18 protein-coding genes and 2 tRNA genes are annotated in these 21,707 nt (G+C 73.6%); 2 read left to right on the top strand and 18 right to left on the bottom strand.

The window, feature by feature from the left end:
- Nucleotides 1-56 precede the first annotated feature (56 nt).
- The 5 genes from ABZY57_RS06360 to ABZY57_RS06340 form a co-directional block, all read right to left on the bottom strand.
- Nucleotides 57-130: transfer RNA gene (locus tag ABZY57_RS06360), tRNA-Lys, on the bottom strand.
- Nucleotides 131-240: 110 nt separating this feature from the next.
- A complete protein-coding gene (locus ABZY57_RS06355; protein ID WP_356508704.1) occupies nucleotides 241-1,914 on the bottom strand; it encodes an AMP-binding protein in 1,674 nt (557 codons plus the stop codon).
- Between the two features lie 58 nt (nucleotides 1,915-1,972).
- The gene (locus ABZY57_RS06350; protein ID WP_356508702.1) at nucleotides 1,973-2,584 is read right to left on the bottom strand and encodes a lytic polysaccharide monooxygenase; all 612 of its coding nucleotides are present in this window, start codon (nucleotides 2,582-2,584) and stop codon (nucleotides 1,973-1,975) included.
- A 271-nt stretch (nucleotides 2,585-2,855) separates the two neighbouring features.
- The gene (locus tag ABZY57_RS06345) at nucleotides 2,856-5,606 is read right to left on the bottom strand and encodes an SPFH domain-containing protein (protein WP_356508700.1); all 2,751 of its coding nucleotides are present in this window, start codon (nucleotides 5,604-5,606) and stop codon (nucleotides 2,856-2,858) included.
- Between the two features lie 11 nt (nucleotides 5,607-5,617).
- Nucleotides 5,618-6,970, bottom strand: a complete 1,353-nt coding sequence (locus tag ABZY57_RS06340; RefSeq protein WP_356508838.1) for a peptidoglycan-binding protein — start codon at nucleotides 6,968-6,970, stop codon at nucleotides 5,618-5,620.
- Nucleotides 6,971-7,217: 247 nt separating this feature from the next.
- Between ABZY57_RS06340 and ABZY57_RS06335 the strand changes: the two genes are divergently transcribed.
- Nucleotides 7,218-7,291, top strand: a tRNA-Lys gene (locus tag ABZY57_RS06335).
- A 64-nt stretch (nucleotides 7,292-7,355) separates the two neighbouring features.
- Here the strand turns inward: ABZY57_RS06335 and ABZY57_RS06330 are convergent.
- The 13 genes from ABZY57_RS06330 to ABZY57_RS06270 form a co-directional block, all read right to left on the bottom strand.
- Complete coding sequence (locus tag ABZY57_RS06330) at nucleotides 7,356-8,018, bottom strand: class F sortase (RefSeq protein WP_356508699.1); 663 nt, start codon at nucleotides 8,016-8,018, stop codon at nucleotides 7,356-7,358.
- Between the two features lie 12 nt (nucleotides 8,019-8,030).
- Nucleotides 8,031-8,693, bottom strand: coding sequence for a hypothetical protein (locus ABZY57_RS06325; protein WP_356508698.1), 663 nt, complete (start codon nucleotides 8,691-8,693; stop codon nucleotides 8,031-8,033).
- Nucleotides 8,694-8,785: 92 nt separating this feature from the next.
- Nucleotides 8,786-9,565 carry an HAD-IIA family hydrolase gene (locus ABZY57_RS06320; protein WP_356508696.1) on the bottom strand — a complete coding sequence of 260 codons (780 nt, stop codon included), beginning with the start codon at nucleotides 9,563-9,565 and terminating at the stop codon, nucleotides 8,786-8,788.
- A gap of 187 nt (nucleotides 9,566-9,752) precedes the next feature.
- Entirely contained in the window at nucleotides 9,753-11,339 is a 1,587-nt protein-coding gene (locus tag ABZY57_RS06315) for an alkaline phosphatase family protein (protein ID WP_356508695.1), read from the bottom strand.
- Between the two features lie 171 nt (nucleotides 11,340-11,510).
- The gene (locus tag ABZY57_RS06310) at nucleotides 11,511-12,605 is read right to left on the bottom strand and encodes a 2-aminoethylphosphonate ABC transporter substrate-binding protein (protein WP_356508694.1); all 1,095 of its coding nucleotides are present in this window, start codon (nucleotides 12,603-12,605) and stop codon (nucleotides 11,511-11,513) included.
- Nucleotides 12,606-12,674: 69 nt separating this feature from the next.
- The gene (locus tag ABZY57_RS06305; RefSeq protein WP_356508692.1) at nucleotides 12,675-13,472 is read right to left on the bottom strand and encodes an ABC transporter permease subunit; all 798 of its coding nucleotides are present in this window, start codon (nucleotides 13,470-13,472) and stop codon (nucleotides 12,675-12,677) included.
- The gene (locus tag ABZY57_RS06300) at nucleotides 13,459-14,436 is read right to left on the bottom strand and encodes a 2-aminoethylphosphonate ABC transporter permease subunit (RefSeq protein ID WP_356508691.1); all 978 of its coding nucleotides are present in this window, start codon (nucleotides 14,434-14,436) and stop codon (nucleotides 13,459-13,461) included. The genes ABZY57_RS06305 and ABZY57_RS06300 overlap by 14 nt, the downstream gene beginning before the upstream one ends.
- Nucleotides 14,429-15,478, bottom strand: coding sequence for an ABC transporter ATP-binding protein (locus ABZY57_RS06295; protein ID WP_356508689.1), 1,050 nt, complete (start codon nucleotides 15,476-15,478; stop codon nucleotides 14,429-14,431). Before ABZY57_RS06295 ends, ABZY57_RS06300 begins: the two co-directional genes overlap by 8 nt.
- Nucleotides 15,475-16,191, bottom strand: coding sequence for a phosphonatase-like hydrolase (locus tag ABZY57_RS06290; RefSeq protein WP_356508688.1), 717 nt, complete (start codon nucleotides 16,189-16,191; stop codon nucleotides 15,475-15,477). Before ABZY57_RS06290 ends, ABZY57_RS06295 begins: the two co-directional genes overlap by 4 nt.
- A 5-nt stretch (nucleotides 16,192-16,196) precedes the next feature.
- Nucleotides 16,197-17,330, bottom strand: coding sequence for a TIGR03364 family FAD-dependent oxidoreductase (locus ABZY57_RS06285; protein ID WP_356508686.1), 1,134 nt, complete (start codon nucleotides 17,328-17,330; stop codon nucleotides 16,197-16,199).
- Between the two features lie 147 nt (nucleotides 17,331-17,477).
- A complete protein-coding gene (locus ABZY57_RS06280; RefSeq protein WP_356508685.1) occupies nucleotides 17,478-18,251 on the bottom strand; it encodes a GntR family transcriptional regulator in 774 nt (257 codons plus the stop codon).
- A 108-nt stretch (nucleotides 18,252-18,359) separates the two neighbouring features.
- Nucleotides 18,360-19,133 carry a hypothetical protein gene (locus ABZY57_RS06275; protein ID WP_356508684.1) on the bottom strand — a complete coding sequence of 258 codons (774 nt, stop codon included), beginning with the start codon at nucleotides 19,131-19,133 and terminating at the stop codon, nucleotides 18,360-18,362.
- 175 nt (nucleotides 19,134-19,308) lie between these two features.
- The gene (locus ABZY57_RS06270) at nucleotides 19,309-20,463 is read right to left on the bottom strand and encodes an ROK family transcriptional regulator (RefSeq protein ID WP_356508683.1); all 1,155 of its coding nucleotides are present in this window, start codon (nucleotides 20,461-20,463) and stop codon (nucleotides 19,309-19,311) included.
- Between the two features lie 56 nt (nucleotides 20,464-20,519).
- Here ABZY57_RS06270 and ABZY57_RS06265 point away from each other — a divergent pair, with 56 nt between their 5' ends.
- Nucleotides 20,520-21,608 carry a Gfo/Idh/MocA family oxidoreductase gene (locus ABZY57_RS06265; protein ID WP_356508681.1) on the top strand — a complete coding sequence of 363 codons (1,089 nt, stop codon included), beginning with the start codon at nucleotides 20,520-20,522 and terminating at the stop codon, nucleotides 21,606-21,608.
- Nucleotides 21,609-21,707: the final 99 nt, after the last annotated feature.

The following is a 21,707-nucleotide window of genomic DNA, read 5'->3' as shown; positions in this document are numbered from 1 at the left end:
CCCGGAAAACACTTCGGGCGGTTCCCGGTGAAACCGGAAACCGCCCGAAGGACAGGTGCGCCGCCAGGGACTCGAACCCCGGACCCGCTGATTAAGAGTCAGCTGCTCTAACCAACTGAGCTAGCGGCGCCTGCTGACAGAGAAAATACTACCTGCTCCTCCGGAGTGCTCAAAACCGCTTCCGGAGCCGCCGTCTGCGACCCCGCCGGCGGCGCCCTCCGTGCCCCGCCGGTGACCCCTTCAGCGCCCCAGCAGATCCGCCCGCCCCTGGGCCTCGTAGGCGGCCAGGAGCCCCGCGAGGTCCTCCGCTTCCAGCCGCCGGTACGCGTCCTCGCCCGGTGGCCGCCACCACACCGGGTCGGTGGTCCGGAAGGCCGCGCGGCGCAGGGAGACCCGGTGGACCTTGTTGGTCGCCGTGGTCGGCATGGCCTCGACGACGCGCACGTAGCGCGGGGCCATCTTGGTGCCGAGGTCGGGCTGGGCGGCGAGGAAGGACGCGAACCCCTGCGGGGAGAAGACGGCTCCCGCGCGCAGGGCCACGGCGGCCATGACCTGGTCGCCCGCCACCTCGTCCGGTACGGCGTACACGGCCACGGCGGCCGCCCGGGTCCAGCGGGCGAGGATGTTCTCGATCACCGCCGCGGCCAGGTTCTCGCTGTCGACGCGCAGCCGGTCGTCGGTGCGGCCGGCGAAGTAGAGGAAGCCGTCGGGGTCGCGGAAGAAGAGGTCCCCGGTCCAGTACCAGCCGTCGCGGGTGCGGGCGGCCTCCGCGTCGGGGTTGCGCCAGTAGCCCTCGAAGAGGCTGCGGCCCCTGTTGACCAGCTCGCCGATGGCCTCGGCTCCGTTGAGGAGCCGGCCCCGCGGGTCGAGTACGGCGGGCGGGCACTCCAGGCCCGTCTCCGGGTCGATGACGGCCAGGTCGTCGCCCGCGCCCGCGCGACCCAGGGCGCCCGGCGGGGTGTCGGGGGTGCGTTGGACGGAGGCGCCGCCCTCGGTGGCCCCGTAGCCCTCGACGAGGCGGACCCCGAAGCGCTCGGCGAAGCGTGCCGCGTCGACCGCGCCCGCCTCGGTGCCGAAGCCGAGGCGCAGGGTGTGCGCGCGGTCGTCGGGGCGGGGCGGGGTGGCGAGGAGGTACTGGACGGCGCGGCCCACGTAGGTGAAGTACGTCGCCTCGTAGGCCCGTACGTCGTCCAGGAACGCGGAGGCCGAGAAGCGGCGGCGCAGGGCCACGGCGGCCCCGCCGACGAGGGCGGGGAGCCAGTCGGCGATGACGGCGTTGCCGTGGAAGAGGGGCATGCAGATGTAGTGGACGTCGTCCGGGGTGACTGAAAAGTGCCGTGCGAGCGAGGCGCCGGCGGCGGCCAGGCGGCCCTGGGTGCAGATGGCCGCCTTGGGGGCGCCGGTGGAGCCGGAGGTGAAGTAGAGGAGCAGCCGGGAGGAGGGGCCGGGACCGGACCCCAGGACGGCGTCGCCGGGCTTCGCGCCGGAGTACGGGGCGAGCAGCGCCTCGTACTCCGGCGTGCCCGTGACCAGGAGTCGTACGCCGGGCAGGTCGAGGCCGCGCAGGAGGGGCAGGTGGGCCGGCTCCGTCACCAGGATCCGGCAGTCGGTGTGCAGGATGTCGCGGGCCAGTTCGGGGCCGCGCCGGGTGGGGTTGATCCCGGCGACGGCGGCCCCCGCGAGGGCCGCCGCGCCGAGCCAGAACGGGAACTCCGGGGTGTTGTCGAGCAGCACCCCGATGTGCGGCTCCGCCCCCGGCGGCAGCAGATCGACGAGGAGCGCGGCGCGCGCCACGGCCTCCCGGGCGGTCCGGTGGTGGCTGAGGACGCCGTCGGCGTACTTCAGACCGGGCCGGTGGTCGCCCCATTGGCTCGCGATGAGCTCCGCGACGGTTTCGGGTGTCGTCGTCCGCATGCCGCCGGAGGATAGCTGACGTTCCGTCAGAAATGAACGTCGTGCGGGGAGCCGGCGGTCAGAACCGGACGTCGGAGCAGGCGTAGAAGGCCATCGGGGTGTCGTTGACGGTCCACACGGCGAGGATCATGTGCCGGCCGGTCTTGCCGCTCGGCATGGTGCCCTGGTGGACGGTGGTCATGGCGGGGCGGGCGCCGTTGTAGGCGACCGTCAGGAAGGGCTGCGGGTCGAGGGCGGCGCGGGTGAGCGGCTTGGTGGGGTCCCAGCCGTTCTTGGTGACGTAGTACCGGAAGTCGGTGGTGGAGTGGTTCGCGGTGAACTGCCAGCGGAAGCCGTAGCTCTGCCCGCTGGTCACCGAGGTCGCCGGCCAGGTGCCGCCGCGCGGGTCGTCGAGCTGGGCGAACTCCGGGTGGTTGCCCGCACATATGCGGCCGTCGGCGGGACCGGCGGCGGGGAACCCCTTGAGGCCCTCGACGCTCTGGGGCTCCCACTGGATGGGGCCGCAGTCGGACACGGTCTTGTTGGCGCAGAGCTTCTGGCGGCTGATCGGGGTGTCGGTGTACCCGTGGCTGCTGGCCGTGGGGGCCGTGACGAGCGCGAGGGCGGCGACGACGCCGAGGCCGACGGTGGTGGCGGTGGCCGTGGCGGCGGCCCGCTTGGTTCTGGGCATGCGGAAGGAACGCATGATGCTGATGCTCCTTGAACGTGGGGGGATGTCCGGAGAGAGCGTGCGCACGCGTGGGGATGGGCCGTACCGGTGTCGGCGGCACGGCCCGTTCACGAGCTCTGGATTTAGGTCTAGACCAAGTCCCACAGTATTGACGGGAGTTGGACATGTCCAGACCAACGGAAGAACGGGTGGTCCGGTCCAACCGGATTCCACCCGTTCTCCCGTCGGCCCGGCGTCGGCGGGCCGTCGGCCCCGCGTCGGCCGCTGAGGGTTACTCGGCGCGGCCCGTGTAGAAGGCGACGGTCAGGTCCTTCACGAGGGCCTTGCGCTCGTAGTCGTCGAGCTCGACGAGCCCGCGCGAGGTGAGGCGGTGGACGGTGTCGTCCACCGCGTCGACCACCGAGGTCAGGACGGTGTCCCGGTGCTTGGCGTCGATCGCCGCGACCCGGCGCCGCCGCATGGCGTCCGCGACCTCGGGGGCGTACTCGATGCGGGTGGGCTGCGCCGAGAACACCTCCACGCCGACCGCCTCGGTCTCCGCCGCCAGCATCCGGGTCAGCGCGTCACCGACGGCCTCGGCGTCGCGCAGGGTCGGAGCGGCATCGTGGAAGGCGTCGGCGGGGAGTTGGGACAGCACCCGGGCCATGGCCGATTCGACCTGCTCGGCGAGGTAGTCCACGTGGTCGGCGACGGCCAGGGTGGCGCGGGCGGTGTCCTTGACCTGCCAGACCACCTGGACGACGACCTGGAGGGCGAGCCCACCGGAGTCCACGGCGGGCATCGGGTCGCTGCGCCAGTGCCGCAGCCGGACGTCGACCCGGCGGCGCAGCAGCAGGGGGCTGATCCAGGTCAGCCCGGAGCGGCGGACGGTGCCGCGGTAGCGGCCGAAGAGGGTGAGCACCCAGGCGTGGCCGGCCCGGCCGCGGCCCAGCCCGCCGAGGGCGAGGAGCGCGACGACCCCGAGGAAGGCGAGCGGCGGCCAGAAGCGTGCCTGCAGTCCCCGGTAGGGGCGGGACTCCGCGCCGAACGCCGCCGCGAGGGAGTCGGGGACGGCCCCGGCCCGCCAGAGCACGACCGCGCAGCCGGCGAGCGCGATCCCGCCGACGGCCACCGCGATCCAGCCGGGCAGCACCGGGCCGTGATGCTCGTGGAGCCGGTCGTCGCCACGGGGCACGCGGCGTCCGGGGGCGGAGCGGGGCGTGGTGGCGGCCTGGGCCTTCGGCGTCTTCGGGTCGGGGTTCGGGTTCGGCTGCTGGGGCTGTGGCTGCTGGGGCTGCTGGGGCTGCTGGGGCTGCGGCTGAACGCCGCCGCGGAACGGAAGGTGCACCGGCACCTCGGTCACCGCGACCCCGCGCACGGCGGGGACCACGGGCAGGTCCTGCGTGTCGTCCTCCGCGATCCGCGCCACGGCCCGCGCGACGACCTCGACCACCTCGGCCGCAGCGGGCCCGGGTACGACGCCGCCGCCGGTCGCGGGCTGCGGGGCGGTGGCGGCCTCGCCGTCCGCGTCCTTCCGTCCGGGGCCGTCGTCACCGGCCGGCGGCTCGAAGGCGGCCCCGGCGCCGGCCCGGGCGTCGGCCTGGGACTCGGCCTGGGACTCGGCGTCGGCCTCGGACTCGGCGCCGGCCTCGGACCCGGCCCGTCCGGGGCCGCCGTCACCGGAAACGGCCGGAGCGGGCACGGACCAGGTCACCTCCCGCCCCTGGGCCGGGGCGGCCTGGTCGGCGCCTCCCGGCCCGTCCGGGTCCGGTACGGGGTACGGATCCGCGTACTCGGCCTCCGGCGCGGCGGGACCCGGGGCCGCGTGCTGCCGAGCAGAGCCCCCCTCGGCGGACGAACCGCCCTGTCCGGGAAGGTCCCAGGCGGCGGGTGCACCCGCGTGCCGTGGAGCGTGGTCCACCGCGGCGTACGAGCCCGCGCCGCCGGGCGCGGTGCGCAGCGCGGCGCGGGACCCGCCGTGGGCGGGCGCGGCGGCCAGGGGCCAGGCCTCGTCCTGCGGGTGCGGGCGGGCGGCTTCGGTGTCGGGGTTCCGCAGCCGGAGCGTTGCCGCACCGGCGTGGGCCGCCTCGTCCTGGGGGTGCGGGATGTCCACCCCGGGCTCGGCCTGGGCCCGCGCCGCCGGTACGTCACTGCGCGCGCCCTCCCCCGACCGCCCGGCGGGCCCGTGCGGGGCGACGGCCGTGGCCTGCGCGGCCGCACCCGCGGCGACGAGCCCGTCCGTGTCCCGGTCGGAGTCGGCGGGAGCCGGACGGGGGGCGGCTTCGGCGCGGGCGGGTCCGGACTGCTCGCCCGCCAGGGCCCAACCGGTGGGCGCGGCCCACTCGGTCACCGCCGCGGCGGGCACGGACGGCGCGGGCGCGGACGACACCGCGCCGGACGGCATGGCCCGGGAGGCCCCGGCCCACCCGGCGCCGGCGGCAACCGGCACGGCTGCGGCGGGCACGGGCGCCGCCCGGTCGGGCTGGGCCGACGGGTCCGAGCCCCACTCGGTGCCTACGTCGGCCGGGGCCCGCCCTGGCGCGTCCGAGACGGCCGCGGCCGGCGCGTATGCCGCCCGGTCGTGCCCGGTCGGCAGGTCCGAGGCGCGCTCGGCGCAGGCCTCGGCCGGGGCCGCCGGCCCTGCGGCGACGGGCACCGGCACCGGCACCGGCACGGACTGGTCGGGCGCGGCCGACCGGTGTGCACCCCGCTCGGCGTCGGCCTCGGCCGCCGCCCACACCGCCGCGACCGGCACCGCTGCCGTCGGCACGGACGCGGCGGGCACCGGAACGGACCGGTCGGGCTCGGCCGGAACGACCCACCGGGGCGCGGCACCTGTCGGCGCGGCACCTGCCGGGGCAGCTCCGCCCGGCGCGGCACCGCCCTGCGTCGCTCCGGCCGGGGCGGCTCCGGGCTGAATGTCCGCGGCCCGTTCCGCTTCGGCCGGGGTCGGGGTGGCGGGGGCCTGGGTCGTCGGTCGGGGGGTGGGGTGCGGGGGGATCTCGAAGGTGCCTGTGGTCGACGTCGTGCGCGTGGGGTACATCGTTGCCTCCGTCATGCGAACAGCCGGCGCCAGGTTTCCGGGCCCGGGTAGCCGTTTGCCTCGGCGCCGCGCCAGCCCAGGGCTCGCTGGAACGCCTCGACGTTGCGGCGGTCGGCCTCGCCCCAGCGGGGGCCCGGTCCGGCCGTGTAGTACTTGCCGAAGCCCTTCTTCACCAGCTGGCGTCCAAGGGCGGTGATGGACGGGTGGGACGTGCCCGGCCGGAAGACCGACGCCCCGGGGAAGGCGGGCTTGCCCGCCGGGCCCGGTGCGCCGCCCGTGAGCGGCGGGATGTCCTTGCCCCGGTGCTGGGCGAGCAGCCGCCAGGTCTGCGCGCCCGGGAGGCCGTCGGCGTCCGCGCCCGTCCAGCCCTGGGCGCGCTGGAAGGCCGCGGTCGCCTGCCGGTCGGCGTCGGACCACTTGGTGCTGACGCCCTTCGGGTAGAAGCGCAGCCCGCCGCGGTCGGACAGCATCCGGCCGAGCTGGGCGACGTGGGCGTTGTCCGCGCCCGGCCCGAATTTCGACGCGCCGGGGAAGGCGGCCGGGACGGCCGGCGTGCCGCCCGGCGCGGGCGGCTCGCCCGTGACCGGGGGCTCGGGGACGGCTGCGCCCGCCACCCCGTTGAACCGGTACGGGATGTACTTCTCCGTGTTCTTCCAGTAGCCGTACGGCGTGGCCAGCTTCCGCGTCGTCGGCCGGGTCTGCTCGTAGGCGACGTAGTGCATGCGCGTCTCGTCCACCCACCCGCCGAAGAGCACGACGTGCGAGCCCTTGTTGGGGTCGGCCGGGTTGTGGAAGAGCAGCATGTCTCCGGGGAGCAGCTCCTCCTTCGTGATCCGTGTCGCGAACTTGTCGAGGCTGCCGGTCCATTCGTTCGTGCCGAGGTTCCAGGCCATCGAGACGTACCCGGAGCAGTCCTGCCGGTACCCGTCCGACCAGTACTCGGACATGCTGTACGGGACCTGCGCGGCCAGCCACAGCTTCGCCCGGTTGATGATCGTCGCCCGGTCGGTCCGCTTCACCGCGGAGGGCGCTCCCGGCTGCCCGGCCGGCTTCGCCGGTTTGCCCTGGGCGGCCTTCGGCCCGTGCAGCGGGGCCCGGTCGCCCTGCGGGGAGCCGGGGTCGTCCAGGGCCACCCGGCCTCCGGGGCCCGGCGCGGCCGTGGCCACTGCCGCTCCCCCGCCGCCGAGGACCACTCCCGCGGCGGTGGCCAGGACCAGCGCGCGGCGGGCTCCGCGCGCTGCGGGGTGTCCGCCGTCGCGCAGCGGTATGGCCCGGGCGCGCGCGAGCGTGCGACGGCGCCGGGCGCAGCCTTGGCACGGGCAGTCGCCCGCGGGTTCGTACTCCTCGAAGGACGGCAGTGGCATCGGCGGCAGCGCCTCGGCCATCGGCGTCAGTTCGTACACATGCGTCGGAGGCTGCATCGTCATGCGGTTCCGTCCACTCCCCTGCTCGTCACTGGTCGGCCGGGACCGCATCTGGCGGGGCATCAGATTCGGCGGGCTCAGACATATCGTGCACGACAAAACCCGCAAACATGGGTTAATCGGACAGCACGGGCGCGGCCTGTCACGAGCACCCGCAGCGGTGCGGTAGAGTTTTACCTGTCACCAAGCGCCGCTAGCTCAGTTGGTTAGAGCAGCTGACTCTTAATCAGCGGGTCCGGGGTTCGAGTCCCTGGCGGCGCACAGACACGAAGAAGCCCCTCGCAGTGAGAACTGCGAGGGGCTTCTTCGTTTCCGCCCGGCCGGTTCAGGCCGCCGTTCCGGGGCGGACTCCTACGCCCGTCAGGTACGCCGACACCACCACGTTCGCCGAGTACTCCTTGGCCGCCTTGTCGTAGGTGCCGCCGCAGGTCACCAGCCGCAGTTCCGCCCGGCCGCGGACCTTGGGGCCGTAGACCTTCGCGGGATCGAAGTCCGCGCGCTCGTGGACGCGTACGTCCTCGATCGTGAACTCCGCCACCGAGCCGTCGGCCCGCAGCACGCGCACCTTGTCGCCCGCCTTCGCCGAGCTCAGGCCGTAGAACACCGCGGGCTTCGACCGCGTGTCCACGTGCCCGACCAGCAGCGCGGTCCCGGGCGTGCCGGGCTGGGCGCCGCCGCGCCACCAGCCGACCGTGCCCGGATTCTCGTACGGGGGCGGTTCGATCGCCCCCTTCGCGTCGAGGTCCCGGACCATCACCGGGGCCTGGACGCCGAGGGACGGTACGTCGACCCGCGCGGGCGCGGCCGGGCCCAGCGGGGTGTGCGCCGCGGGCAGGCCCGGGGCGGCCGGTCCGCCGGCCTGGCCGGGCAGGGGTATCGCCACGCCGGTGATCTCGCGGCCCCACAGCCACAGGCCGAGGACCAGCACCGACCAGGCGGCGAAGGTCAGCAGCCGGGTACCGCCGGAGCTCCTCGGCTCGCCACTCACCCGATCACCCGGTCACTCGCCGCTGCGGCGGCGGCGCAGGGTCAGCGCCCGGCCGGCGACCGCGAGGGTGGCCACGGCGGCGAGCACGGCGCCGATCACCGTGTGCGGCAGGCCCGGGCCGTCGGCGTCGTGGCCCTTCTTCGCCGCCGCGGCGAGCTGCGCGGAGTCGGCGGCCCGGGCGGCCTCCGCCGCGCCCCCGGCCTTCGACTTCGCGGCGATCTCCTCGGACATGCCGCCGCCGCCCGCGTGGACCGGCCAGACGGGTGTGTGGTGGGGGTGGGGGCGGTGCTCGCGGCGGCGCTCGATCTCGATCGTGCCCCATTCGCGTTCGCCGCCGCGGCCGCCGCACTTGATCTTGATGTCGTGGCGGCCGGGCTCGGCCCAGGAGCGGATCATCGCGTCGCCCCACAGGGTGCGGCGGTCGTCGCGGCCGGTGGACAGGCGGACCTCGGAGACGAAGACCACGGACTGGGCGACGGCCCAGTCGTCCTCACAGCCGCGGACGCGCAGTTTGACCTGCGCCCCCGGTTCCGCGGGATTGGGGTCGGCCGAGACGCTGCCGCGGTCACGGTTCCAGTCCTCCTCCGCGAAGGCGAAGGGGGCGGTCACGGCGGACAGGGCCGTCAGGGCGACGGCCACCCCGGTGACACGGAGAGCGAACACATCACTGCGCATGGTGAACCTCCTCAACAAGGAGATTCACGCGCGGCGCGCCGCTCCGCATCCGGAGCGGCGCCCTCTTGGCCCGTACGTGTCAGCCGTACGCGCTAAACCAGATCGACCAGATCGGCGATGGAGTCGAACGTGTGGGTCGGGCGGTACGGGAACTTCTCGGTGTCCTCGACCGACGTCAGACCGGTCAGCACGAGGAAGGTCTGCATGCCCGCCTCCAGCCCGGCGAGGATGTCGGTGTCCATCCGGTCGCCGATCATCGCGCTGCTGTGGGAGTGCGCGCCGATGGCGTTCAGCCCGGTCCGCATCATCAGCGGGTTGGGCTTGCCGGCGAAGTACGGCTTCTTGCCCGTCGCCTTGGTGATCAGCGCGGCGACCGCGCCCGTGGCGGGCAGCGGGCCCTCGGCGGAGGGGCCGGTCTCGTCCGGGTTGGTGCAGATGAAGCGCGCGCCCGCGTTGATCAGGCGGACGGCCTTGGTCATGGCCTCGAAGCTGTACGTCCGGGTCTCGCCGAGGACCACGTAGTCCGGCTCGTGGTCGGTCAGGACGTAGCCGATGTCGTGCAGGGCGGTGGTCAGGCCGGCCTCGCCGATGACGTAGGCGGTGCCGCCCGGACGCTGGTCGTCGAGGAACTTCGCGGTGGCCAGGGCCGAGGTCCAGATGTTCTCCACCGGGACCACCAGGCCCATCCGGCTCAACCGGGCCTGGAGGTCGCGCGGGGTGTAGATGGAGTTGTTGGTCAGCACCAGGAAGGGCTTGCCGGACTCGCGCAGGCGGTTGATGAAGGCGTCGGCACCGGGAATCGGGATGCCCTCGTGGACGAGGACCCCGTCCATGTCGGTGAGCCAGGATTCGATCGGCTTGCGCTCTGCCACTGGACTGTTCTCCGCTCTCGGTGGCGTCTGACCTCTGTGACCTCTGGTCTCTACCACCCTATCCGGGCCGGACCGCGGACGCGTGGGGCGTCCACGGCCCGGACGGTACGGCGGAACGGGACGGCCTCGAAGGCCCGTCAGGACCCCGCGGAAGGTCCCCGTCCCCGTGCCGCCGTCAGGACTTCCGTCAGCCGAGCTTGACGTTGTCCACGGTCCAGTACCAGTTGTTGCTGCCGGCGTAGCGGAAGCGGACCTGGACGTCGGTGGCGCCGGCCGGGACCTGGAGCGCGATCGACTCGGACCGGGCGACGGCGTCGGCGGTGTAGCTCTTGACGAGCGCCGGGGTGCCGCCGTCGTAGGAGACCAGGACCTGGGCGGTCTGGCCGGCCTCGTGGTGGTAGTGGGTCTGGAAGGTCAGATGCGCGGACGAACCCGTGGTGCCGCCGGTGACCGCCCACTTGGGGGTGATGAGGGTGGAGTCGTAGGAGCCGGTGTGGCTCTTGTCGTCCCATTCGTCGGAGTCGGCGACGGCGAACACGTCACGGGAGCGGACGTTCAGCTCGCGCCACTGATCGCGCTGCGCCTGGCTCCAGAACTCGTCGGTCGCGAAGGCCCACCCGGCCCACTCGGTGACACCGCCCGTGCCCATCTTGGAGTTGTCGACGGACCAGCCGGCCGGCGGGGTGTGCGTGAAGCCCTTGGTGGCGACCGGGATGCCCGTCTCGTCCACGCGCGCCTGGAGGTTCGGGCGCAGGGCGTCGAAGGCGTCGCCGTCGTCCGGGGCGCCCAGAGGGATGCCGTCGACGGCGGAGCCGGGGGTGACCCCGACCTGGGCGAGGGCGGTCGCCGCGACGTCGACGAGCTTCACGTCATTGCGTACCGAACCGGCCGGGATGCCGGGGCCCTTGGCGAGGACGAAGGTGCCGCGCTCCTGGATGGTGGAGCCGCCGTGACCGCCGGTGTTGGTGTGGCCGTGGTCGGTGGTGACCAGGACCTTCCAGTTCTCCTGGGCGTAGGTCGGGCGGTTCTGGACGGCGGTGAGGAGCTGGCCGACCAGGACGTCGACGCGGGCGATGGTGTCCAGGTACTGCTGGCTGGCGGCGCCGTAGGAGTGGCCGGCCGCGTCGATCTCGCCGAGGTAGACGAAGGCGGCGTCCGGGTTCTGCCCCTGCAGTTCGGCGGCGGCCGCGGCGGCGATCTTCGGGTCCTCGTTGCGGTAGCCGTCGCGGTCGCCCTTGAGGGAGAGGCGCTTGTCGACCTTGGCCGAGAAGATCGGGCCGTTCTGGTCGGTGGAGGTGATGGGCTCCCAGTCGGCGGCCGCGTACGTGTTGAGCGCCGGGTTGGCGTTCTCGATGCGGGTCAGGAAGTCCGGGTGGGCCGTGTAGTTCTTGCCGGTGAAGGAGTTGTCCTTCACACCGTGCTTGTCGGGCCAGACGCCGGTGGCGATGGTGGACCAGCCGGGGCCCGAGGAGGTGGCGGCCATCGGGTTCGCGTACAGGGTGCTGCGGGCGGTCAGGCCCTGGGCCATCAGGCCGTTCAGGTGCGGGGCGTTGGCGGCCTTGACGCGGTCCAGGACCGCGCCGTCGATGCCGATGACGAGCACCTTGTTCGCGGAAAGGGCCGCGGCGTCGGCCGCTCCGGTGGAGCCGCTGCTTGCGGCGGGGGCTTCCCCGGTGGTCGCGGCGGTCGCGGCGTGGGCGGCGAGGCAGGTGGCGAGCAGAGCGGTGGCGGTGGCCGCCACGGCGAGGGTCCGTCCGGACAGGACAGTGGGCACGTACTCCTCCGGGAGTAATCGTGGGGAAGGCGCAGGGGACGTACGGGGCGTGCGGCGTACGGGCGTGCGGCCGCACGAGCGTACGCGGGGCCGGGACCGAAGACGAGAGTCGGTCCAGACCCGTTATCCATGTGTCACTGTCCCGGGCGTGGGTGACCGGGAGGCGACGGGTCAGCTTCCGGTGGCCGACTTCCACGCGTCGACGTAGCCGGCGAGGTTCTTGTCGATGTCGGCCCAGTCCGGCTCGAAGATCTCGACTCCGGTCATGAGCTGGGTGAGCTCGACCGCGTTGGCGTCGGTGGGCTTGACGTCCGTGCGGGCCGGGAAGCCGCCGCCGACACCGCTGACCAGCTTCTGGGCGTCCTCGCTGAGCAGGTGGTCGAGGAGCTTCCTGCCGTTCTCGGTGTGCGGGGCCTTGTCGACGAGGCCGGCCGCGTACGGGAGGGAGAAGGTGGTGGGCTTGCCGCCGTCCTTGGCGGGGAACCAGATGCCGAGGTTGGGCATGGACTTGGACTGCGCGAAGTTCATCTGGACGTCGCCGTTGGCGACGAGCAGCTCGCCCTTGTCGGTCTTCGGCGCGAGCTTGCTGGTGGAGGAGGACGGGCCGACGTTGTTGGCCTGGAGCTTCTTCAGGTACGCGTTCGCCGGCTCCTTGCCGCCGAAGTCGTGCATCGCCTTGATGAGTACGGCGGTGCCGTCGCCCGCGACGCCGGGGGTGGAGTACTGGAGCTTGCCCTTGTACTTGGGGTCCAGCAGCTCCTCCCAGGTCTTGGGGGCGGCGGCGAGCTCCTTCTTGTTGTAGATGAAGCCGAAGTAGTTGTTGACGACCGAGGTCCACTTGCCGTCGGAGGACTTGTTCGCTCCGTTGACCTTGTCGGCGCCCTGCGGGGTGTAGGCCTGGAGGAGACCCTTGCCGTCGGCCTGCTGGATGAACGGGGGCAGCGTGATCAGCACGTCGGCCTGCGTGTTGGTCTTCTCGCGGACGGCGCGCTGCACCATCTCGCCCGAGCCGCCCTCCACGTACTTGACCTCGATGCCGGTCTTCTTCGTGAAGTCGGCGAAGACCTTGTCGTACCAGCCGTCGCCCTTGTCACTCTTGAGGCCGTCGGCGCTGTAGACGGTGACGACCTTCTCGCCGCCGCCCTTGCCTCCGGCGGAGTCGGCGGATCCGGCCGGGGAGGAACCTCCGCAGGCGGTGAGGCCGGCGGCGAGGGCGAGGCTGCCGGTGACGGCGGCGGTGATCCGGAGGTATCTGTTGCTGGGCATGGAACTTCCTTACGGGGAAAGGGAGTCGGCAGGGGAAGCAGCGGGATCCGAGCGGTCGGGCAGCGGGATCTAGCGGTACGCGGCCTTGGTGCGGACACGCGAGACGGCCAGCAGGACCAGCAGGGTGGTGGCCATCAGGACCACGGCGACGGCGGAGCCGCTGAAGAGCGAACCGCGGTCGGTGGCGGTGAAGATGCGGACGGGCAGGGGCATCCAGTCCGGCGGGTAGAGCATCATCGTGGCGCTCAGCTCGCCCATGGACAGGGCGAAGCAGAGGCCGGCCGCCGCGGTGAGCGACGGCAGCAGGAGGGGGAGCTTGACCCGCCACAGCACGTACGCGGGGCGGGCGCCCAGGCAGGACGCCGCCTGCTCGTAGGCGGGGTCGAGACGTACGAGGGCAGCCGAAACCGACTGGTAGGCGAACGCCGTGACAAGAATCGTGTGCGCGAGGATCACGATCGAGCTGGTGCCGTTGAGGAGCAGCGGCGGCTTGCTGAACGCGACGAGCACGGCGAGGCCGACGACCACGGACGGAACGGCGACCGGCAGCATGAACAGCGCGTCCAGGGAGCTCTTTCCGCGCCTGCGCAGTCCGGCGGCGGCGAGCGCGGCCCAGGTGCCGACGGTGAGCGCGATCAGGCTGGCGGCCAGGGCGGTGAGCAGCGAGGTGGTCAGCGCCTGGAGGGATTCGCCCCGAACGGCCGCGGCGTAGTTCTCGGTGGTGGGGCCGGAGGGGAAGGCCCCGGACCAGTGCGTCGAGAAGGACGCGGCCACCACGACGAGCAGCGGCAGGGCGAAGAGGGGCAGGAAGAGGAGGCCGAAGAGGCTCCAGGCGGCCCAGCGGCCGCTCTTGCTATGCACCAGCACGCTTGCTCACCACCCGGTAGAGGCCGAACAGGCCGACGGAGATCACGATGTTGACGACGGCGACCACGCAGGCGGCGGCGTAGTCGGATTCGAGGATCGCCTTGCCGTAGATGAGCATCGGGAGCGTGGTGACGTCCTTGGCTCCGGTGAACAGGACGATCCCGAACTCGTTGAGGCACATGACCAGGACGAGGCTGCCGCCGGCGGCGAGGGCCGGGAGGGCCTCGGGGAGGATCACCCGGCGGATGACGCAGCCGGGCTTCGCGCCGAGCGACGAGGCCACTTCCAGCTGGGCGGTGTCGAGTTGGGAGAAGGCGGCGAGCAGGGGGCGCATCACGAAGGGCGTGAAGTAGGTGATCTCCGCGAGGAGGACGCCCCACGGGGTGGTCAGGAAGTGGAAGGGTCCTTCCGCGACGCCGAAGGTGTCGGTCCACAGGCCGTTGGCCATGCCGACCGTGCCGTAGACGAAGAGGAGGGCGAGGGTGATGAGGAAGGAGGGGAAGGAGAGGAAGACGTCGATGAACTTGGCCACGGCGCGTGCCCCGGGGAACGGGACGAAGGCGATGACCAGGGCGAGCGCGAAGCCGAGGACCAGGCAGCCGGCGGTGGCTCCGACCGCCAGCCAGACCGTGGTGCCGAGGGCCTCGCGGAAGGAGTGCGAGGCGAAGACCGAGGCGTAGGCGTCGAAGGCGCCGCCCCCGTTCTCGGGGGACAGGGACTGCTGGACGACCAGCGCGAGGGGGTAGAGGAAGACCACGGCGAGCACGGCGACGGGAGGCACGGTCCACAGCCAGCCGGGCACGCTACGGGGCGCACGTGCGGCCTTCTCCGCGAAGCCGTCGGGGGCTCCGGCCGGGCTTTCGGGCGTGCCCGGGGCAGGGCTTCGTACGGGCTGGTGGGGAAGGAACGCGGTCTCGGGGGCGGCCGCCGGGCCGGCTGCGCGCCGGTCCGTGGCCTCAGCCATCGGAGACCCCCGCGGACAGGAGCACCGCGTCGCGGGGCTCGAAGTGCAGGGTGACGTGGTCGCCCAGCGCCGGGGTTTCGCGCAGTTCGGGCAGGTCCGCCTTGACCCGGTGGCCCTCGATGTCCACGTAGAGCCGGTGGGTCGAACCGCGCCACTGCACCTCGGTGATGGTCCCGCTCAGCTCGTTGGGGCCGGTGCCCAGGCCGAGCAGGTGCGGGCGTACGCACAGGGTGGCGCCGGCGCCGACGGACGCGCGGCCGGGGTCGAGGGTGAGGGGGTGCCCGGCGAAGAGCGCGCCCCCGTCGGCGACGGTGACGGGGAGCAGGTTGGCGTTGCCGACGAAGGAGGCGGTGAACTCGGTGCGCGGGGCCCGGTACAGCTCCTGCGGGGTGCCGCAGTCCTGGAGGCGGGCCCGGTCCATGACGGCGATCCGGTCGGCCAGGGTCAGCGCCTCGACCTGGTCGTGGGTGACGTAGAGGATGGAGACGTCGGGCAGTTCGCGGTGCAGCCGGGCCAGTTCGGCGAGCATCCCGGAGCGCAGCTGCGCGTCGAGCGCGGACAGCGGCTCGTCCAGGAGGAGGACCCCGGGGCGGATCGCGAGGGCGCGGGCGATGGCCACGCGCTGCTGCTGACCGCCGGAGAGCTCGCGGGGGTAGCGCCCGGCGTAGGCCGCCATCCCGGTCATCTCCAGGACCTCGGCCACCCGGCCGGGGATGTCCGCCTTGGGCGCCTTCTGCGCCCGCAGGCCGAAGGCGACGTTGTCCGCGACGCGCATGTGCGGGAAGAGCGCGTACTGCTGGACGACCATGCCGATGCCGCGCTTGTGCGGCGGGAGCGCGGTGACGTCCCGGCCCCCGATCAGGATCCGGCCCGAGGCGGGCCGGACGAAGCCCGCGACCGCGCGCAGGGCCGTGGTCTTGCCGGAGCCGGAGGGGCCGAGGAGCGCCATCACCTCGCCGGGCTCGACGGTCAGGTCGAGGGAGTCCAGGACGGTGTTGCCGCCGTAGGCGACCGAGACGGAGTCGAAGCGGATGCCGCTCACGCGCCGGGCTCCCCGGCCAGGAGTGCGGGCAGTTCGGCGATGGAGGCCAGGACGTGGGTGGCGCCGTGCCCGGTCAGGGCCGCGCGGTCGTGGGCGCCGGTGAGGACGCCCGCCACGATCCCGGCGCCGGAGCGGACACCGCTGAGCATGTCGTACGACGTGTCGCCGGCGACCACGGTGTCGCGTACGTCGGCCACGGCGCCGGTGCGCAGGAAGGCGGCCAGCACCATGTCCGGGTAGGGCCGGCCGCGGCCGCCCGCGTCGGCGGGGCACAGGGTGAGGTCGGCCAGGTCCTGCCAGCCGAGGGCGTCGAGGATGGCGTCCTGGGTGACGCGGGCGAAGCCGGTGGTCAGAGCCACGGTGCGGCCGTCGGCGCGGAGCTTCTCGATGGTCTCGCGGGCGCCGGGGACCGGGGCGATGAGGCCGCCGTCCACGAGCGATCCGTAGGCCTCCTCGAAGGCGGAGTTGGCGCGCCGGGCGAGGTCCTCGGCGCCGAAGAGGTGGCGGAAGACCGAGATCTTCGACTCGCCCATGGTGTCGCGGACGTAACGGAGCTTGGTGGCGTGATCGGCGCTGCCCGGCTCGACGCCGAGGCGCTCGGCGGCCCGTTCGAAGGCGCGCTCGACGAGGCCGCCGTCGGCGACGGTGGTGCCGGCCATGTCGAGGACGATCAGGCCGTGCGTGCGCGTCGTGCGGGGGGTGTTGTCGGTCATGGTGCTTACCAGCCCAGTTCGTTCGCGGTGGTTTCGGCTATGGCGGGCGAGCAGGTCATGCCGCGGCCGCCGGGCCCGGTCACCAGCCAGACGCCGTCGGCCACCTGCTGGCGGTGGACGACGCGGGTGGTGTCGGTGCACTGCGCGTACACGCCCGCCCAGCGGCGCCGGATCTGCGGCAACGGGCGGCCCAGGAAGGACTCGACGACCTCGGTGAGGTGCGTGTACGGGTCTTCGAGGGTGTCGAACGCGAAGGGGTGCTCGTACTCGTGGGTGTCGCCGATGGTCAGCCCGCCGTCCTGCCGCTGCACCATCAGGAGCTGCATCTTGTGCGCGGCGGCGATCGGCGCCTGGGCCTGCCCGGCGTTGAGCTCGTCGAGGGCCCGGCTCGTGTAGGCGGGGTAGTAGCGGAAGCTGTCGGCGTCGGCGACCGAGGTCGTCAGGGCCTCTCCGAGCGGGGCGGTCTGCATCATCTGCAGCCGGACGCGCCGCACGGGCAGGTCGGGGACCAGCTCGCGGACCAGTCCGGAGAGCCAGGCTCCGGTGGCCAGGACGACGGCGTCGCCCTGGTGGACGTCGCCGTGGTCGTCGCGGACGGCGGCGGGGCCGGCGCCGTTGTCGAGGACCTCGCGGACCTCGCGTCCGGGGAGGAAGGCGTAGCGGCCGGAGGCCTTGAGGGCCTCGCGCAGGTGGAGTTGGGCGGTGCGCGGCTCCACGGCCGCGTCCCGCTCGCACCACAGGGCGGCTTCGAAGGCGCCGCGCAGCGCGGGGTTGATCTTCCTGGCCTCCTCGGCGGTGACCAGCCGGTAGCCGCGTGCGGCAGCGTCGGGGCGGGCCGCGGCGGCCTCGGCGACGGCGCGCTCGCGGGAGTTGCGTACCGGGGTCAGGGAGCCGATGGCGCGGAAGCCCAGGCCGGGCACCCGCTCACCGATCGCCTCCCAGAGCTCGCGGGCCCGCAGGGCGGTGTCGAGCTCCTCGCCCCCGGCCCGTCCACTGACCCAGATCTGGCCGAAATTGCGCAACGACGCGCCGCGGGCCTCCGCCTCTCGCTCGATCTGGACGACCTCGTGGCCGCGTTCCACTGCTTGCCAGGCGTGCATGGTGCCTACCACGCCGCCTCCGACGACTATGACTCTCACGTGCTCCAAGGTGGCGGCGACCCGTGACCCGGGAGGATCCCCCGGGCGACGCTCCGGTGAACAGCCTCCAACGCTTGGACTAGACCCGTTACCGTTCCGTGATGAGAGTTCGTCCTCTTTCGGGGCCTACGGGGGCTTCGGGTGGGACTATTCGGGCCGCAGGTGGGTCGTGAAGCTGAACCGGTCACCACGGTAGAGAGAACGCACCCGCTCCAGCGGCCTGCCGTCCCGGTCCCGGGAGAAACGGTGGATGAGCAGCATCGGGAGCGCGGGCGGGGTGCCGATCAGCAGGGCTTCGCGGGGCGTGGCGAGGACCGTTTCCAGCTTCTCGTCGGCGTCGCCGAAGGAGATGCCGAGGCTGTCGTGGAGGTATCCGTAGAAGGAGGAGTCCGGCTGGAAATCGATGTCGAGGCGGGGTGCGCGGGCGACCCGGACGTACGTGCTCTCCAGTCCGACCCGCTCCTCGTCGGCGAGCAGCACCCGCTCCAGGTGCCAGACCGGCTCCCCGGGCTCGGCGCCGATGCCGGGGGCCACGGACGCCGGGCAGGGAAAGCGTTCCAGGCCGATCAGGCGGCGGCCCGGGGTGCGGCCCTGGCGGCGTACGCCCTCGGTGTAACTCGCCAGCGACAGCGGCTGTTCGAGCTTCGGCCCGGCGGCGACGGTGCCGCGGCCGGAGCGGCGCAGCCGGCCCTCCAGCAGCAGCTCGCGCAGGGCCTGGCGGACGGTCTCGCGGGAGACCTCGTACTGCTCGGCGAGATCGCGCTCCGTGGGGAGGAGACCCCCCTCGCCGAGCTCGTCGAGCAGCACGGCGATGCGGGCCTTGACGGCGTAGTACTTGGGGATGCGGCCGTGCTCGGGGATGCCGGAGCGGACGGGCAGGCCGGGCTGGTGGTGGTGCGCGTAGGCGGTCGGTTCTTCCACCCTCGGACTCTACGTGGACGCCTCCGCGCGGACGGCGCCTCTGCGGACTGCGCCCGTGGACCTACGCGGACGGCGCGCCTACGTGGACGGTGCCTACGTGGACGGTGCCTACGTGGACTGCGGGCCGGGCCCCTTGCGCAGCCGGCGGGCCCCGAGCAGGAGTCCGCCGCCGCCGACCAGGGCGGCCGCGGCGCCGGCCCCGTACGCCCAGGCTCCCGTGGCGCGGCCGGTTTCGGCCAGCGCTCCGGCCTCGCCGGCCTCCGCGTCGGGACCCTGGATCTCGAACCGGTAGCCGCCCGCCTCGCCGATCCAGTCGCCGTCGTCACCCTTGCGCTGCACCAGCGCGGCGTCGGCTACGGCTTCGCCGCGCGGGGCGTCGGGGGCGAAGGCGAGCCGGACGGTGACGGTCACGGAACCGCCGGGGCCGACGGTGAAGCCGGCGAAGGCGTCGCCCCCGTCGAAGACGGCGACGATCTCGTCCCGGTCGGTGCGCTCCAGGCTGACGGGGAAGGTGGTGCCGAGGCCGTCGAACTCCATGCGGAAATGGGCGGGCCGCAGGGCGCGGGCCGAGTCGGTGAAGACGACGACGGGATGGATGGCCGTGCACCGGGCGGCGGTGGTGTTGGTGAGGTCGAGGTACCAGGTCTGCGCCGCGCCGCCGGTCCGGTACACGGCCGGTCCACCGCGAATGCGGGCGCCGATCGGAAACTGCGTGCTCTTCCCGTCACCGCAGATGGCCTCCACCCGCGAGGGCAACGCGGGCGCGGGACGGGCTCCACCACCGGTACCGATGTCCGCGAACGCGGCGGGGGCGGCGGTGGCGGTGGTGGCGGCCGTGGCCGCGAGGACGGCTGCGAGGGCAAGGGCTTTGCGCAGTCGCATGAAGAACCCCTACTCGCCGACGACGGAACGATGACCGGTGAAGCGATTGCCGGACAAGCCGACAATCACTCCGGTGCCCGCACCCTCCCACGCACGCCCGACCCCATGTCCAGCACCACGCCCGGATTCTTCCCGTTTCCGCCCATTCGGCGGACATGCCGCGGAGTCACTCACCTCACACCCCGCGCCCGAACAACGGGCCCAGCACCAGCTCCGCCGCCCCCTCGGCCACACCCCCCTCGGCGAGTTCGACCCTCACCGCACCCCCCACGAAGGCCCGCACCCCCAGAACCCCCCGCACCCCCGCCAGGAACACCCCCGGGGCGGCCGCCACCACCCGCCCCCCGAGCAACACCCTGTCCACATCCAGCAGCGCGACCAGGTTCGCCGCCGCCTCCCCCACGATCCGCGCCGCCTCCTCCAGCCGGCCCCCGGCCACCGCGTCGAGACACAACACCTCCGCGCACCCGCGCCCCCCGCACCGGCAGGCCGGCCCGTCCAGCCGCAGCACCTGGTGTCCGAACTCGCCCGCCGCCGAGCGCCGCCCCCGGTAGACCTCTCCACCGCCGGCCAGCCGGAGCCCCGCTCCCAGTCCGGTGCCGACGTGCACGTACGCCACTGCCTCCCCGAAGGCGGCTTCTCCGAAGCCGGCCCCCGCCGCGACCCCCGCGTTGGTGTCCTTGTCCACCCGCACGGGAACCCCCAACCGCCCCTCCAGCACCTCCCGCAACGGGAACCCCTCCCATTCCGGGAACCCCGTCACCCGCCCCAACACCCCGGTCCGCCAGTCCAGCGGCCCCGGCGCCGCCACGCCGACACCAAGGACCGGCCGACCCCCGTCACCGCTCCCACTACCGCCGTCGCCACCGCCATCGCCATCGCCACCGCACACCCGCTCGACAGCCCGTACGGCCTCCTCGACCACCACGTCCGGACCGGCCCCGAAGTCCAGCGGGGCCCGCCCTTCGGCGACGACGCGGCCCGCCAGGTCGACCCGTACCGCCGTGAGCTCGTCGCGGTCCAGGTGCACGCCGACCGCGTACCGCGCCTCCGGCACCAGCCTGAGCAGCGTGCGCGGCTTGCCGCCCGTGGAGGCCTCGCGTCCCGCGTCGGCCACCAGGCCCTCGCCCCGGAGCCGCGCCGCGATCTTGCTGACGGCCTGCGGGGTGAGTCCCGTCCGCGCGGCGAGGTCGCCGCGGCCGAGCCCGGCGGGGCCGGCGCCGCGCAGGAGGTCCAGTACCAGCGCGTCGTTGTGCCCGCGCAGCACCGGCAGGTTCACACCGCTGCCGCCGCTCGTGTCGCCCCTGCCACCCCTGCTACCCCTGTCCACCTGCCCATTGTCCACCCTCCTTGCACTTAAGCAACACTGTTGCCAAAGTGGTCACCATGAACGCCACCGCCCCCGCCTCCCCCCTCCGCGTCGGACTCGTCGGCTACGGACTGGCCGGTTCCGTCTTCCACGCCCCGCTCGTCTCCGCGACCGAGGGCCTGGTCCTGGACACCGTCGTCACCTCCGATCCGGGCCGCGCCGCCCAGGCCAGCGAGGCCTACCCCGACGTCCGGATCGTCGCCACCGCCACCGAGCTGCTCGCCCAGAGCCCCGCCCCGGACCTCATCGTCATCGCCTCCCCGAACAAGACGCACGTCCCGCTCGCCACCGCCGCCCTCACCGCGGGCATCCCGGTGGTCGTGGACAAGCCGCTCGCCGCCACCGCCGCGGAAGCCCGCGAGCTGGCCGCGCTCGCCGACCGGACCGGGACCTTCCTGTCGGTCTTCCAGAACCGCCGCTGGGACAACGACTTCCTCACCCTGCGCCGCCTCGTCGCCGACGGCGAGCTGGGCGAGATCCAGCGCTTCGAGTCCCGCTACGAGCGCTGGCGTCCGCAGCTCAAGGGCGGCTGGCGCGAGTCCGGCGCCCCCGAGGAGGTCGGCGGCCTGCTGTACGACCTCGGCAGCCACGTGGTGGACCAGGCGCTGGTGCTCTTCGGCCCGGCCGTACGGGTCTACGCGGAGACCGACGTGCGCCGGCCGGGCGCCGCGACGGACGACGACACCTTCATCGCCCTCACCCACGCGAGCGGGGTCCGCTCCCACCTCTACGTCAGCGCGACCACGGCCCAGCTGGGCCCGCGCTTCCGCGTCCTGGGCTCCCGCGCGGGCTACGTCAAGTACGGCCTGGACCCCCAGGAGGGGGCGCTGCGCGAGGGCCTGCGCCCCGGCGACCCCGACCACGCCTGGGGCGAGGAGCCCGAGCACCTGTGGGGCCGGCTGGGCTCCGGGGAATCACCGCTGACCGGCGGGGGCACGCCGGTGCGGACGGCCCCGGGCGACTACCCCGCGTACTACGCGGCCGTGGCGGCGGCCTTGCGCGACGGCGGCCCGGCCCCCGTCACGGCCTTGGAGGCGGCGCACTGCCTGGACGTGCTGGAGGCGGCCCGCAGGTCGTCGCTGGACGGGTGCACGGTGAAGGTCTGACCGGTCGGGCCCCGTTCGAGCTCCGACCGGAGAACGCAAGAGGGGCGGGGGGGGGGGGGGGGGTGGGCCCCCCGCGCCGCGCGCGGGGGCGCGCGCCGC

The organism is Streptomyces sp. NPDC006450, from assembly GCF_040612195.1.
Taxonomy (GTDB): Bacteria; Actinomycetota; Actinomycetes; order Streptomycetales; family Streptomycetaceae; genus Streptomyces.
The sequence above is the reverse complement of the archived record's forward strand: the minus strand, read 5'-3'. Positions and strand labels throughout refer to the sequence as shown.